Raw genomic sequence first — 15,854 nt, 5'->3', positions numbered from 1 at the left:
CTTAAACTCTCACTAACAACGCTGCAAGTTCGCCGCTTTGATACATTTCTTTGGCTATATCGCAACCGCCGATAAATTCACCTTTAATATATAGTTGTGGAAAGGTCGGCCAATCGCTAAAAATTTTTAGAGCTTCCCGAAGTTCCGGATCGCTAAGCACGTTAATATCGCGAAATTCTACATCTAGTTTTTCTAAAATAGCAACCACACTACCGGAAAACCCACACATAGGCGACTCTTTAGTGCCTTTCATAAATAGCACAACATTATTATTGTCTATTTCATTTTTTATAAATTCAAAATTCTTATTGGCAAAATTTTTGTTTTCAGTCATCTTAAAACCTAGTAAACTTTAATTAGACCTCTTGCATAACGTAGCTAATAAAGAGGAATTTGAAGGAAACACGAAGCGCAGAACCGCAACGTACACGCAAGTAACGTGAGGATTCAGCTATCTGCTTGACGTACAAATTACCTTTAGAAGCAAGTTATGCAAGAGGTTTATTCTTGAAAGTCAAATTTTACCATTTTAATAGCGTATTATGCAAGCACAAATAAAAGATAAATTATGGGTTGATAAAATTTTTAAAATTTTAAGCGATAATAATGAAAATCCTAAAACGGAATTAGAATATAAGAATGATTTTACTTTATTGGTAGCGGTAATATTATCGGCGCAGGCTACTGATATATCGGTAAATTTAGCGACGAAATCCTTATTCGAGGTTTACGACACGCCGGAGAAAGTCTTACGGCTCGGCGAAGAAGGGCTAAAAAATTATATCAAATCTATCGGGTTATTTAACGCTAAAGCAAAAAATATAATTTCTTTGTGTAGCCTACTAATAAATAATTATCACAGCCGCGTACCGCACGGCTTTGAAGAATTAATTAAATTGCCGGGAGTAGGCAGAAAAACAGCAAATGTTATATTAAATTGTTTATTTCAGCAGCCAACCATAGCCGTTGATACTCATGTATTTAGAGTAGCAAAAAGGCTAGGGCTTGCCAAAGGTAATAGTCCCGAAAAAGTGGAAGCCGAATTATTGCAAATTATCGGTAAGAAATGGCTGGCACATGCCCATCACTGGTTGGTATTACACGGGCGATATATTTGTAAAGCCAGAAAACCGGAATGTGCTATTTGTCCGATTAGGGAATATTGTGAGTATTATAGTATGATGTCATTGCGAGGAGGTGCTTAAGCCTAGACGCGGCAATCTAATACTCGTCATGCTAAACTTGTTTCAGCATGACAAAGAAAAACCTGGATTCCTGCCTTCGCAGGAATGACATACATCCAATAATACTATTTTCTATTAAACAGCTTTAGCTTTAGGGTTCTTACTAGCATGCACAAACCTTTCTTTAATCCTGGCTGATTTACCGCTTCTTTGTCTTAAATAATAAAGCTTAGCACGACGAACCACGCCGTATTTTACTACGTCAATAGAGTGTACTATCGGCGAGTAGGTCATAAAGCGCCTTTCTACGCCTTCGCCATGGCTAATTTTACGCACTAGAAAAGAAGAAGTAACTCCTCTATTTCTTTTAGCGATTACTACGCCCTCGTAAGCTTGAAATCTTTCAATTATTTTTTCCTTACCGTCTTTCTCTATTGATCTATCAATTAGTTTGACGGTAACTTTAACGGTATCACCGGCGTTAAAAGCAGGAATTTTTTTATTTGCGATAAGCCGGGAAATATGTTCCTGTTCAAACTGGTCAATAATATTCATTTATTTAACTCCTAGTAAAAAATTATGTGGATCAAAAACGTTGCAAAAAATGCCGTCATGGCGAGGAGGGACGTAGTCCCGACGTGGCAATCCAGTTATACTAAACTTGTTTAATATTCTAATTAATCCCTCATTACATTCGGGAGAGCCTAGATTGCCACGCCGCCTGCAGCGGCGGCGTTGTTGCATGGATCAAATTTTTGATGTCATTCTAGCTAAAAGCGGGCGTTGTTGCATGGCTCGAAAATTAATAAAAAACCCGTCATTGCGAAGCCACGAAGTGGCTGCGGCAATCCAGGCTATCCCGAATGTAATGAGGGATTTAATTAGAATACTAAACAAGTTTAGTATAAAAATATGTTTAACTGGATTGCCACGTCGGCATAAATGCCTCCTCGCAATGACGATTCTGGTAGCCATGCAACAACGCCCTAAAAGCGGGAATCCAGAAAATATTTAAGCGAATTATATAGTAAATTTTTATATAATTTTGTTTATTTTAAGTGTTTTTTCTAGATTCCCGCTTTTAGCTAGAATGACATATTGCTGCTTTTACCATCCATGCAACAACGCCGGTCAAGCCACGGTATGACACCGAACACTTTGCAAAAATTCGAGCCACGCAACAAAGCTATCCTAAATCCGTGTTAATAAATCCGGACGACGTAATTTGGTAACCTCAGTAGATTGCCGGCATTTCCATTCATTAATTAATCGAGGGTTGCCCGATAGTAAAACACTCGGTACTTTTCTTCCTCGCCAATTTTCGGGTCTGGTATATAAAGCACATTCTAATAAACCGGCAAACTCGCCGTCCTGCTCAAAAGATTCGGAGGATAACGTGTTTTGATTTATTAAAACGCCTGGTAATAGCCTAATTAAGCAATCAAGGATAGTAAGAGTAGGCAGTTCACCGCCGGATAGGATGTAATCCCCTACGCTAATTTCATTGATATTATACTCTTCAATTACGCGTTCGTCAATCCCTTCATAGCGACCGCATAAAATTATTATTTTATCTTGACGTACAGCGTCATTCATAAAGCTTGATACAAGCGAATTTTTCTGGATTCGCCTGTGCTCACATACTCCGGTACGCCTAGCCAGCTCACCATTAAATTCATCTTGTCTAAATCTTTCTGAATTTAGCCGGATCATTTCCCTTGCAAGGCTTTGATTAAATAATTTGCCTCTTGGTGACGGATAATAGATTTTACTGCCGGGATTTAAAGATAGGCTATAATCGATAGCAGCACCTAAAACATCCGGCCGCATTATTAAGCCGTCGCCGCCGCCGTAAGCTTCGTCGTCTACATTTTTATGCTTAGTTATGCCGAAATCTCTGATATTAACAATATCATATGACCAGATATTTTTGTGTAATGCTTGACCGGCCAGAGATAAACCTAACGGTCCCGGAAACATTTCGGGAAAAACGGTAAGGATTGAGGCGTGCAGTAGAGACATTGTTATGCTGCTCGTATTTCAAGATCGATTTTACCTTGTCATTATGAGGCGGTGTTGTTGCGTGGATACCCAAACCGTCCTCGGTGTCATACCGTGGCTTGACCCACTACTGTACGAACGTTGAAAAAAGGCTGTGTCATGCCGTGACTTGATCACGGCATCCAGGAAAATAAAGCCATATTAGACTTATTTTAGAGTCTTTTTATGATATTATAAGCTGGATTCCGTGGTCGTAGCCACGGAATGACAGAATTTTTACCTCTTTATTTAAACGTTCGTACACTAGAGGGCTTGACCACGGTATCCAGAAAAAACCTTAATAAAAAGACTGGATTCCGTGAATAAATCACGGAATGACATAATAGAAAGAAAAAATCTATTATATATATGGTCGGGGCAGAGAGATTTGAACTCCCGACCCTCTGGTCCCAAACCAGATGCGCTACCAGGCTGCGCTATGCCCCGAAAATTGTAAAGTTAAGATTTACGAGCAATTTTATATAAAATACTCTTATAAAAATAATATATACCTCATAATATCGCGCAAATCAATTTTTTATTTAAAAAATTTTGCAAAACGCTTCGGTGTCATACCATGGCATTGTTGCGTGGATACCCTAAACGTCATGGCGAGCGACCAAAGGCGTTGTTGTGTGGATGGTTAAAAACGCTCTCGGTGTCATTCCCGCTGCCCCTTATGTCATTCCCGCGCAGGCGGGAATCCAGGCTTTTCTTTGTCATGCTGAACAAGTTTGCGGCATCTCTTTTAGTAGATCCTGAAATAAATTCAGGATGACTATAAATTTTTCTGGATTCCCGCCTGCGCGGGAATGACATAGGGGGCGGCGGGAATAACATAGGGCTAGCGGGAATGACATACAAGGATACGGGAATGACATAGAGCGTGCTTTAATCTGCTCACGCGGGCATTGCCTCCTCACAAGACGTTGCAGCTACCCACGCAAAGGCATTGTCTTAAAAATACCCCTGTATTTATAAAATAATTGCTTAAAAAGCACTATAATTTAATTTTTTTTAATATAAAAATGTAACTTTTAATTGTATGGCTAAAGTTGTTAAATACTGAATATAATAAAGATTAACTAAGGCTTACTGTTGCGGTATAGCAATAAATTATTAGTTTTTCAACTAATAAGCTTGTGTTATTTATATCAACAATATCGGCAGTTAAAAACTTTTTCTTATTTTATAATCGTTAATTATTTCCTAGCGTCGTGTTTTATTATTTAATCAAATTAAACCGAAAGTAAAATTAATATTTAAAAGAGTAAAATCTTTAAAAAATTGCTTTTTGGGAACTAAATACGTTGCGGTAAATAACTTAGAACTAGTTTTTCTAATAATTTAAGTATTAAATCCGCGTATATCACTGTTTAAATCGTCTTGAATTTTTACTTAAAAAATATTTTAGAAATAACATCAAGGCGTTCCTCTTATAAATGCTTGCTAAAAAATATCGCTCTCGAAACATAAGTTAAGAAAATTGAAAATAAATTAATGGAAAAATAGGAGATTGTTATGTCAAGTCAAAAAGAAAGTCTAAAGAAAAAAATATTCAAAAAAAGTATGTTTGCTGCCTCGGCTCTTTCCACCGCTGCCTTGATGCTTTCAGGAGGTAGCGCATTCGGGGCGCCAGCGGCTTTAGTGAATAGCACTACTACCGCAGCTACTAATTTATCTACCGGTCTAGGATTCGATGTACCAGGACCATTTGCTAACGGTTCTGCTATTACTGTAGTAAATAAAGCACACACTATTACTCTTGACGGTCCTACCCCTTGGCAGATCGCTTCAATATATTTACCGGATGGCAGTGACGGTGTAATCATTAACTGTAATGTAGATAGTACCTTCGGCTCTATTTAATAATGTAAATGGTAATGGTGCCGATATACAAAAGGTAAATTTTGTCATTGCTGACGGTGTTAATGAAACTTTAACCGGTGCCGGTATAACTCAGCCTGTCGCCGCCGGTGCTTTGGATGCGAACGGTGCTGCTAGCCCATTCGCCGACAGTAATGCCGTTCCTGCCGATACTTATTATATAAATAATATTGATTTTGCCAATGGTGCAGGGGCGCTAAACATTAGTGACCCTACAATTACCAACTCAATTAAATTAAATGCAAACACCTATTCAACTACGTTAGAAAATGCTGCAGCGGCTACCTTAAATGTTAATTCAGGGCTGACCGTAAGGGATATAACTTGGGCAACGCTTAAGACTATTAATATTGCTAATGGTGTAAAGTATGAATATATTACTAATGATGCCAATGATATTGACGTACAACCTACACTTAATCAGCTCATTTTTAAAGGAGCAAATTCTGCAGTTAACTTTAGTAATGAAAATATTAATAGTAACAAATTTGTAGCAACTGAGGGTATAGTTAGCGGAGCAGATGATCAAGGTATAGTATCATTTCACGTCTCGACATCTGCTACCGAGATTTCAGCAAATGTCGGTACTAATGCTAAGAGACTCCAAGCCTTTATTACGGACGGACTTAATATAACAACCATTACCGGCAATATTTTTGCTAAAAAAATTGAAATTGCTCAGAATCCGGATGGTACTAAGGTCGCTATCGGTGATACTCAACTTATTTGGACAACGCCTATTAATACCGGTGCAGGTGGTTTGGTGCAATTTACGACAAATTCTATATCGCAATTTCAGGACGACATAACTTCCAATATGGATTTTAACGGTACAGATGCGACCGCTATACTAGATAATGACGTTGATGTAACCGGTAATATAATTAATTCAGTAGCCGGTGGAACCGGTACGATAAATTTTGCTGATAATAGTACGGTTACCGGTAATGTAGGCGGTCTTAACGGGATTGGAGGGAACACAACGGGGAGTTATCCGGTCGGTGTATTTAATATCCAAGGTGATAACGCTACAACAGTTGATTTACAAGGAAATGTTACAGTTAATAACTTTAATTTTACTAGTAACGGGATAGCGAGTATTGGTGGGACGTTAACTGCAACGGCAGGGGTTAATTATAACAATGCTGCGGGTACACTTCAATTTAACGGCGCGGCGGGTCCTTATACTTTTAATAGTCCTATAGTTAACGGTAATAACGGTACATTAGATGTTTTTACTAACCTTCTTGCTACTAATGCGAATATCGGAACACTTGCGACAATTAATATCGGTAATAATATTGGCGGTAATGGGTCGCTTACGGTTACTGTTCCGGGGAATGTCGCCTTTAATAGTCCCATTAATATAAATACTGCTGTCTCGCAATTGATTATAGCACCCGGTGCAGCTCAGACATTCACTTTTGGTAATAATGTAACTAATACGACAGGCGGGCAAGGAGGAAGCGTTACATTTAATGGAACCGGCGGTGCTTTAGTAGTAGCAGGAAATAAAACCATTGGCGCAGGTAATATCTTAGATGCGATAAATATTATAGGTGGTGTTATAGCGCAGCCAGGCTTAAATCTCGCAGGAACAGCTGCGTTAAACATGAAAGCCGGCTCTATATTTCAGGATAACAGCCTTAGCACCACAAATGTAGCAGCAATAAATATTGGTGAAGCGGGAGTGCCGGCGAATGCTGCAACTTATGCTTTAGATGCCAAAAATGCTGTAGGTGGTGCTTTTAACTTGAATGCTGGAGGTATAAAATTTCCTAATGCAGCCTCTGTTTTACAACTGCAATCTTCCGCTCCGGCAGGGAGCGATACTACTATAAATTTAAATGGAAATTTAGACCCGGGAGCTGCTGGTAGCGGTATAGTTGCAATAACTGCCATTAATACCGGTGAAACTCTGAAAATAGCTGGCGCAGGAACTTTAGGTATTGTCGGACCGGGTAATACTTTAAATAGCATAACCTTTGCAGGAGCGGGTAATATCACGGTCGTACCAACAATTAACACCGCAAATGCTATTTCTACAGGTATAACAGGCGCTTTAACTTTAGGTAATGTTAACGCCGGTATCAATTTTACGGCTGCTACCAACCTTACGGTAAATAATGTTACCGGTAACATAGATTTTAAAGGTCAAACTGCCGCTGCTCTTAATCTTACGGCTAATTCAACAATTAACGGTACGGTAGATAGTACTGTAGGTGTTGGCGGTAAGTTAAACCTAGCAGCGAATACTACGGTCACCGGAGTAATAGGGACAACGAACGCGCTCACGGCTGTAAATTTTAACGGAGCAGATATTAATTTAACTGCGGCCTCTGATGCCAATCTTTTCACTGTTAGCGGCGGAGCTACCGCCACGGCGGGCGGTTTGATGACCGGAGCCGTGAATTACGCGGGAGCAGGTACGTTAACCGTACAAAATGGTATTAAGGGAGCGGTAACCAGTACTGCCGGGGGTAATGAAATATTAACTATTGACGGCGGAAATGTTACGGGGACTATCGGTGTCGGTGGTGCTATAAACTTAGTAAATATCGGCGCGAATCCAGTTATTTTCGGAGCAAGTGTATTCGCAAATACAGTAGCACTAACAGATAATGCCTCCGCTCTTACTCTTGGAAATAACGTAGCATTGACGGGAGTGGTAACTACTGCTAATGCAAATAACGGAATATTGACTTTTAATCCGGGGAGTAGTGTCTCAGGTACTATAGGCGGTGTGGGTGCTGCACTTGCCCAAGTAGATATATTAGGAGCGGCTGCTTTCGGAGCGAATGTATGGGCTAATGCAGTACAACTAACAGACGGACTTTCAGTCCTTACACTTAATAATGCAACAGTAAACGGGGCAATAACTAACACAAGCGGTAATAATAATAGCGGTATACTTATATTAAATCCCGGTAGTAGTGTTAACGGTATTATCGGAGCTAATGCAGCCGCTTTAGCTGCAGTAAATATAGGAGCAGGTGCGGCTAGTTTTGGAGAGGATGTTTTTTCCAAGGTTGTGGCTCTAACAAACGGGCTTTCAGTCCTTACACTTAATAACGGCGTAACGGTAAATGGGGCAATAACTACCGCAGCTAATAATAACGGAAGTTTAACTTTCACTGGAAATAGTAGCGTTACGGGAACTATTGGTGCTAATGGAGCTGCTTTAAATACTGTTACTTTTGACGGTGTTACCACTTTAGCACAGCCTTCTTTTTCTCAGACTTTTACAGTTAATAATGGTGCAAATGTCACATCGGCAGCGGCAGCAGTGATAAACGGCAATGTAACTATTATGGGGAATGGTATACTGAATGCAAGTGCAGCAGATGCGGGAGTTGTAGGTAATGTTGCAGCCGGCAGCGGGCAGTTTACCGGTCCTGTAGACGGTAATGGCTCAGTAGCCGGTGGTACGTTTAAGGGAAATGTGACAGGTAGTGCAACAATAGCCGGTGGTGTTTTCACAGGAAATGCAAATAGCGTAGTAATATCCGGCGGACAGTTTATTGGTGATGTTGTTACCACCGTTAATTTTACAGGGGTAGGTACCGTAGATACTACTAACGTTGGAGGAACAATAGATTTTGGTGGATCTGACGGTACGGTAACTGTTAATGATACCGGTACTTTAGCAACCGTTACTAGTAATAGTGCAGCGGCAGCAGGTAATTTGGCATTTTTAGGAGGCGGAACGGTTACAGGGAAAGTAAGCAATATAGGTACGATTACCGTTAATGGTGTTAATAAGATCATTAACTTCCAACAAGATGTATCAGCTGCTTCTCTTACTTTTGCCAATGCAAGTACGGCAAATTTACAAGGATCGCTTACTACAGGTAATGTTGATTTCGGTGTCGGCGGCGGTACCCTAGAATTTTCCGGTCTTGTCGGCGGCGTTAATCCTGCTAATTATACTTTTGACAGTACAGTAGCAAATGGGAATACCGGTATCTTAGCCGTTAACACTACGCTCATTGCTACCAATGCAGATATCGGAAAAGTAAAGACGATTAATATAGGCGCAGGTAAAATATTTACCGTCGATGCAAGTGCCGGAGCGGTTAATCTTCTACAAGCAAATGGAAGCACTATTACATTCGGTAATGCAAATTCAGTATTTGGATTAACTACTAACACGGCGCAAACGGTAACTTTTAATAATAGTTTAAACGGTGGAGCCGGTAATACGGGAATAGTTAATTTGAACGGTAACGGTAATACTTTAACCCTTGCAGGTAATACAGGCGTTGAAACACTTGGCGGTGCTAATACACTTGCAGTGCTTAATGTTAGCGGCAATGTTACAATTTCAGGAGCTGCCGGTACTACTAAACTCGATGTTAGTAAAACAACTATACTTAACCTCGCTCCTGCTTCCGTATTTACCGATCAAAGCCTTACTTCGGCAACAGTGGGTGCTATTAATATAGGTGATAATACGGGTTTTGCAACTTATGCTCTTGATGCTGTTAATGCACCGATGGCGCCAGCAGTTCCACCACTCCTCCCGGCAGGTCGCCAATTTGATCTTACGGCTAAGGTTAATTTTGCAAATCCCGCATCAATATTAAAGCTGCAGTCTACGGCACCCTCCGGTATAAATTCTATAGTTAGCCTGCTAGGGGATTTTGATCCAGGAGCCACTGGTGGTATAGTTGAATTAAATTCTGCCAATAAAGGTGCTAATCTTATAATAGATGATCGAGGGTTTACTTTTGGTACTGCGGCTCATCCATTAAAGCAGTTAACTTTTTCCGGTCAAGGAGCGATTGCTATAGTAGCAAAAACTTTTACTCCGGAAATCCTGTTAAATATAGCTGAAATAGGTCTTACCAACGTAACTTCAAATATTACATATGCTGCCAATACCCAATTTGGAGTTGGAAGTATTACCGGTAATATGGACTTTGCAAATCAAGCAGGTACCGCAATCTTTGCCAGTGCAGCAGTAGAAGTTGGAGGGACCGCACAAATTACCGGAAATATAACCAGTACCGGCGGACCTAACGGTACCGTAGTGTTTATGGACAACGGTATAATAGGTGGGACGGTTACGAATCTCGCAATGTTAAAAGCAGGTGCGGATGGTAGCATAGTAAGATTTAATACCGGCGGTAATATGTCTATCAGCGAAATCCAAGGAATAGGAACCGGTACAATACTATTTGCTCAAGCTACCCCTACTGACTTAGAAGGCGTGGTCAACCAAACAGGAGGTACAGCGGTTGATTTAGTATTCCCAAGCGGTGGTAGTATTAGCGGTGATGTCGGTAGTGCTAATAATCCTATCGGTACTATAACCGCACAAACCGGTTTATTAATTTTAGAGGGTAAAGTTACAGGGGATACTGCCTTTATGATAGATGGGGCAACTATTCAGTTTAACGATGATGTAAATATAGGTCTTGAAAGATTAGCTACCCCTAATGCTTTAAGGACACCGGTAGCTTTAGCTGTAGCTCCAATAGACCCTGATTTTATACTTAATAGTCCGAATCCTGAAACTAATAGTAAACCTGTGGGAAGCCAAGGAGCAGTATCAATACAAATAAATGGCAATGATGTAACGTTTACTAACGATGTAATAAATATCTCAAATATTGACTTTACCTCTCCTCAAGGTGTTACTGCTACTTTTGCATCTCAAAATGCTATAGTAGGCGGTGCTACTACTAATGCGAATCGCCTTCATACCATCGCCATATCCGGTGATTTAACAACAGGTACTTTGCCGTTTGGTTCAGACTCAAATCACCTTAAAACCGTTCAGTTTAACGGCGTAGATGGTAAAATCACTATTGATAGCCAAGATTTCTATTCTAGTATAACAACCAAAACTAATAATCAAGGCAGTGCAATATTTAATGCTAATAACGGCTTTACCGATGATTTAGGCGGTGAGAATTTAAGTCTTAAACTAGTTCAGTTCAGTAGTAATAAAGGCACGGTAAAAGGGGATACCTATGCTAAAGATATTACTATTGATGTCGGTAAATCAGCTGTATTTACCGGTTATAACAGTAGAAGTTTAGATATACCTGCAGCAACCGTCGGCGGCGTTAAAGTTCCAAGAGCAACAACAAAATTTAATTATAAAACAAAAGTCGTTTCAGATAATTTCAAAGGCAGCAGCAACTCTTCGGCGGAATACACTAATGCCGTACTGCTGCAAGCACCGATTAACGGTGGAAGTCATAAATTCGATGATGATGTATGGCTACAAAAAGCGGTAACAGGTACTAACAATATTACTTTTGCACCGAAGAAAACTGCTTTCATCCAATCGGATTTAGGAGCAAGTACCATAGTTGCCGATCAAGCAACGATGATGTTTACCGGAGATAACGCTAGCGTAAATGTCGGGGGTAATATATCGGGTAGTAATATCACTTTTGACCTTGGTAATAACAAAATTATCTATACAGGTAACGCTGCTCCGACCGGTGAGCTTACTATTAATGTCTTATATGATACAGTAAATAGCGGGGTAGAGAATAATACCGATAGCGGTAATATAGTTATAGCAAATGGAGCAAATATTGACTTATCCGGCGTAACTGCACTTAAAGTATTGTTAACGGCTGCTTCTAATCCGGCTAGCATAAGTGCAAATAGTGCTTACCCTATAATTACTTCATTATCAGGTAATGGAATAACCGTAGGAAATGCTGCGAATCTTCCATTTAACGTTACCGCTAATGAAGGGGTGTTTGTAAGATGGGTTATTAATGCCAGTTCCTTTATACTTTATCCTATAGAAACTACCGGTGATATAACTGTAGATAATATAATTAAAAATATAATTACTGCTCCTCCCGGAACAGATGCAGCAAAAGTTGCTAACGTAATAGTAAATACACCTATCGGTCAAAGAAAAGTTGTAGTTGATCATTTAATACCGATAATTGAACGCCCTTCAATTACAATACATAAAATAACACAAATTAACCATCCGTTCATTATACCGGAAACTCCGATTATCGGTCCAATTGGGGGGTATAGTCCATCGGTTCCTGTAACCGGCGGCGGCGTAGTAGGAGTAGGTCCAAACGGTCCTGCAGTAGTAGGTACCGGCCCGGCAACAGGAGGCAGTGTAATAGGCGGTACATTTACGCCGAGCGGTCCTGCGGTAGTAGGTACCGGTCCAAATGGTCCCGGTACCGGCGGAGTAGTAGGAGTAGGTCCAAACGGTACTGTAGTAGTAGGTACCGGTCCGGCAGCTGGTGGCAGTGTAATAGGCGGTACATTTACGCCGAGCGGTCCTGCGGTAGTAGGTACCGGTCCAAACGGTCCCGGTACAGGCGGAGTAGTAGGAGTAGGTCCAAACGGTCCTGCAGTAGTAGGTACCGGTCCGGCAGCTGGTGGCAGTGTAATAGGCGGTACATTTACGCCGAGCGGTCCTGCGGTAGTAGGTACCGGTCCGGCAGCTGGTGGCAGTGTAATAGGCGGCACATTTACGCCGAGCGGTCCTGCGGTAGTAGGTACCGGTCCAAACGGCCCCGGTACAGGCGGAGTAGTAGGAGTAAATCCTAACGGTCCTGCAGTAGTAGGTACCGGTCCGGCAACAGGAGGCAGTGTAATAGGCGGCACATTTACGCCGAGTGGTCCTGCGGTAGTAGGTACAGGTCCAAACGGCCCCGGCACAGGTGGCGTAGTAGGAGTAGGTCCAAACGGTCCTGCAGTAGTAGGTACCGGTCCGGCAGCTGGTGGCAGTGTAATAGGCGGTACATTTACGCCGAGCGGTCCTGCGGTAGTAGGTACCGGTCCAAATGGTCCCGGCACCGGCGGATATAGCCCATCAGCTCCTGGCGGTTCTACAGGTGGTACATCAGTAAACGGTCCGGCTAGCGTAGGAAGTTCAGTTACTCCCGGTGGTAGTAATTATACTCCATCAATCGGTTCCGGCAGTACATCAGTAAACGGTCCGGCTAGCGTAGGAAGTTCAGTTACTCCCGGTGGTAGTAATTATACTCCATCAATCGGTTCCGGCAGTACATCAGTAAACGGTCCGGCTAGCGTAGGAAGTTCAGTTAATCCTGGTGGTAGTAATTATACTCCATCAATCGGTTCCGGCAGTACATCAGTAAACGGTCCGGCTAGCGTAGGAAGTTCAGTTAATCCTGGTGGTAGTAATTATACTCCATCAATCGGTTCCGGCAGTACATCAGTAAACGGTCCGGCTAGCGTAGGAAGTTCAGTTAATCCTGGTGGTAGTAATTATACTCCATCAATCGGTTCCGGCAGTACATCAGTAAACGGTCCGGCTAGCGTAGGAAGTTCAGTTAATCCTGGTGGTAGTAATTATACTCCATCAATTGGCTCCGGCAGTACATCAGTAAACGGTCCTGCTAGCGTAGGAAGTTCAGTTACTCCTGGTGGTAGTAATTATACTCCATCAATCGGTTCCGGCAGTACATCAGTAAACGGTCCGGCTAGCGTAGGAAGTTCAGTTACTCCCGGTGGTAGTAATTATACTCCATCAATCGGTTCCGGCAGTACATCAGTAAACGGTCCGGCTAGCGTAGGAAGTTCAGTTACTCCCGGTGGTAGTAATTATACTCCATCAATCGGTTCCGGCAGTACATCAGTAAACGGTCCGGCTAGCGTAGGAAGTTCAGTTAATCCTGGTGGTAGTAATTATACTCCATCAATTGGCTCCGGCAGTACATCAGTAAACGGTCCTGCTAGCGTAGGAAGTTCAGTTACTCCTGGTGGTAGTAATTATACTCCATCAATCGGTTCCGGCAGTACATCAGTAAACGGTCCGGCTAGCGTAGGAAGTTCAGTTACTCCCGGTGGTAGTAATTATACTCCATCAATCGGTTCCGGCAGTACATCAGTAAACGGTCCGGCTAGCGTAGGAAGTTCAGTTACTCCCGGTGGTAGTAATTATACTCCATCAATCGGTTCCGGCAGTACATCAGTAAATGGTCCGGCTAGCGTAGGAAGTTCAGTTACTCCCGGTGGTAGTAATTATACTCCATCAATCGGTTCCGGCAGTACATCAGTAAATGGTCCGGCTAGCGTAGGAAGTTCGGTTACTCCCGGTGGTAGTAATTATACTCCATCAATCGGTTCCGGCAGTACATCAGTAAACGGTCCTGCTAGCGTAGGAAGTTCAGTTAATCCTGGTGGTAGTAATTATACTCCATCAATCGGTTCCGGCAGTACATCAGTAAACGGTCCGGCTAGCGTAGGAAGTTCAGTTACTCCCGGTGGTAGTAATTATACTCCATCAATCGGTTCCGGCAGTACATCAGTAAACGGTCCGGCTAGCGTAGGAAGTTCAGTTACTCCTGGTGGTAGTAATTATACTCCATCAATCGGTTCCGGCAGTACATCAGTAAACGGTCCGGCTAGTGTAGGCAGTTCAGTTAATCCCGGTGGTAGTAATTATACTCCATTCGGTAATAATGTCGGTACATCGGCTACAAGTCCATCAGCTGCAACTATAGGAAGTTCCGGTAATAGTAATATTCCGGCAGCTTCTACAAATTCTGTAGGTAGTAATGCCGTCGGAGGTTCTTCTACAAATACCAATAATAGTAGTGCCGGTAATAGTAGAGTAGGCGGTAGCTCCGGTAGCAATATGCCGATTATTGAGACAGGTAAAGATAGTAGTATTGGCAGTAGCGGCAATAGCAGTGGCGTAAGTTCCGGCGCAGCAAGTACGGGAGCTACAACTACTAACCCCAATGACGGCTTTGATGCAGCAAGAGGTAATACGAATGCCGGTACTAAAGAGGTTTCTGATAGAACTTCTAAAATTAGAGATGCCGAAAATGCTCCGGATACTATACCTTCAGAGCAAGATCAAGGTGTTTCTCGAAAAAGAGGGGCAGCTGTCGGTGCCGGTGATTGTGATAGTAATGAAATTATTTATGGTCTATGGGGTGCTCCTTATTTCGGTAAAGCTACCCAAAAGCAGCAAAATAATCTTATGGGTTATAAAGCAAAATCCGCAGGTGGATCGATCGGGGTTGATACTTTAATAAATGATAATATAGTAGTTGGAGCCGCTTATACGAAAGTTGATACTAAGTTAAATTACCAAGGTGCTAAAGCCGGTAATCATACTAAGGTTAACACGGATATGTTCTCTGCATACGGTTTATATAACTTTATAAATAATTGGTTTGTAGAGGGTATAACCTCGTATTCACGTAGTATAATCAAAACTAACGAGATACGTAATATAATAAACGGCACGGAAACGGCTCACGGTAAATATCGCTCTTATTCTTATAGCGGTCAAGTAGTCGGAGGATATAATTATTTATGGAACGAAACAACCTTGTCGCCAATGTTTGGGCTTAGACTTGCTAAAATAAAAGACTCCGGTTATCATGAATTCGGTACGTCATTCCAGAACTTAACTATTAAGAAGCGCCAATATAACAAGGTTGAAGGAATAGCGGGCGGAGAAATTAAAACCACCTTCTATAAAGGAGAATTTTTAATAAGACCGCAAGTACATGCCTTTATTAATTACGACTTTAAAGGTAAAACGCCGCCGATCATTGCCGAGCTTAACGGACTTACCGATCCGTTGACTGTGCCTACGCCGAAAGCTACTAAAATGCTATATGATTTGGGTGCAGGCGTTGAGTTTAAGAAAGGTAGAATGGAGTACGGTTTGCACTACGGTTTGAACCTTGCAAAAAAATACCAAGCTCAGAGTGGTACGATCAAAATTAAAGTTAATCTTTAATTAAAACGCCAAACTAG

General features: G+C 41.7%; 10 protein-coding genes, 1 tRNA gene and 1 pseudogene. 5 read left to right on the top strand and 7 right to left on the bottom strand.

Annotated features, from left to right (window positions below; translation table 11 throughout):
• Window position 1: 1 nt before the first annotated feature.
• The gene (gene grxD, locus AAGD64_RS08915) at window positions 2–334 is read right to left on the bottom strand and encodes a Grx4 family monothiol glutaredoxin (protein WP_253308431.1); all 333 of its coding nucleotides are present in this window, start codon (window positions 332–334) and stop codon (window positions 2–4) included.
• 31 nt (window positions 335–365) lie between these two features.
• On the opposite strand from grxD, the pseudogene AAGD64_RS08910 reads away from it, so the two are divergent.
• Window positions 366–510: pseudogene (locus AAGD64_RS08910) on the top strand (palindromic element RPE1 domain-containing protein); the annotation flags it as partial.
• Window positions 511–542: 32 nt separating this feature from the next.
• A complete protein-coding gene (gene nth, locus AAGD64_RS08905) occupies window positions 543–1,205 on the top strand; it encodes an endonuclease III (protein WP_341793155.1) in 663 nt (220 codons plus the stop codon).
• Between the two features lie 114 nt (window positions 1,206–1,319).
• Here nth and rplS read toward each other — a convergent pair whose 3' ends face one another.
• Together rplS and AAGD64_RS08895 are read right to left on the bottom strand one after the other, a co-directional pair.
• Entirely contained in the window at window positions 1,320–1,739 is a 420-nt protein-coding gene (rplS, locus tag AAGD64_RS08900) for a 50S ribosomal protein L19 (protein WP_341793154.1), read from the bottom strand.
• Complete coding sequence (locus AAGD64_RS08895; RefSeq protein WP_341793153.1) at window positions 1,740–1,928, bottom strand: hypothetical protein; 189 nt, start codon at window positions 1,926–1,928, stop codon at window positions 1,740–1,742. It abuts the gene before it with no gap.
• Here AAGD64_RS08895 and AAGD64_RS08890 point away from each other — a divergent pair.
• On the top strand, window positions 1,927–2,199 hold the full coding sequence (locus tag AAGD64_RS08890; RefSeq protein ID WP_341793152.1) for a hypothetical protein: 273 nt from the start codon (window positions 1,927–1,929) through the stop codon (window positions 2,197–2,199). The two genes, AAGD64_RS08895 and AAGD64_RS08890, sit on opposite strands and share 2 nt — an antisense overlap.
• Window positions 2,200–2,375: 176 nt before the next feature.
• On the opposite strand, the gene AAGD64_RS08885 is transcribed toward AAGD64_RS08890, so the two are convergent.
• The 4 genes from AAGD64_RS08885 to AAGD64_RS08870 all read right to left on the bottom strand — a co-directional run bounded on the left by AAGD64_RS08885 (window position 2,376) and on the right by AAGD64_RS08870 (window position 4,105).
• On the bottom strand, window positions 2,376–3,206 hold the full coding sequence (locus tag AAGD64_RS08885; RefSeq protein ID WP_253310108.1) for a palindromic element RPE3 domain-containing protein: 831 nt from the start codon (window positions 3,204–3,206) through the stop codon (window positions 2,376–2,378).
• Window positions 3,207–3,236: 30 nt separating this feature from the next.
• Window positions 3,237–3,362: a hypothetical protein gene (locus AAGD64_RS08880; RefSeq protein WP_341793151.1), complete on the bottom strand. Its 126-nt coding sequence runs from the start codon at window positions 3,360–3,362 to the stop codon at window positions 3,237–3,239.
• A gap of 232 nt (window positions 3,363–3,594) precedes the next feature.
• Window positions 3,595–3,671: transfer RNA gene (locus AAGD64_RS08875), tRNA-Pro, on the bottom strand.
• Between the two features lie 272 nt (window positions 3,672–3,943).
• Entirely contained in the window at window positions 3,944–4,105 is a 162-nt protein-coding gene (locus AAGD64_RS08870; protein WP_341793150.1) for a hypothetical protein, read from the bottom strand.
• A 640-nt stretch (window positions 4,106–4,745) separates the two neighbouring features.
• Here AAGD64_RS08870 and AAGD64_RS08865 point away from each other — a divergent pair.
• Window positions 4,746–5,093 carry a hypothetical protein gene (locus AAGD64_RS08865; RefSeq protein WP_341793149.1) on the top strand — a complete coding sequence of 116 codons (348 nt, stop codon included), beginning with the start codon at window positions 4,746–4,748 and terminating at the stop codon, window positions 5,091–5,093.
• 112 nt (window positions 5,094–5,205) lie between these two features.
• The gene (locus AAGD64_RS08860) at window positions 5,206–15,837 is read left to right on the top strand and encodes a hypothetical protein (RefSeq protein WP_341793148.1); all 10,632 of its coding nucleotides are present in this window, start codon (window positions 5,206–5,208) and stop codon (window positions 15,835–15,837) included.
• Window positions 15,838–15,854 lie beyond the last annotated feature (17 nt).

Origin of the sequence: Rickettsia endosymbiont of Ceutorhynchus obstrictus (assembly GCF_964026565.1) — a bacterium.
GTDB lineage: Bacteria > Pseudomonadota > Alphaproteobacteria > Rickettsiales > Rickettsiaceae > Rickettsia.
The sequence above is the reverse complement of the archived record's forward strand: the minus strand, read 5'-3'. Positions and strand labels throughout refer to the sequence as shown.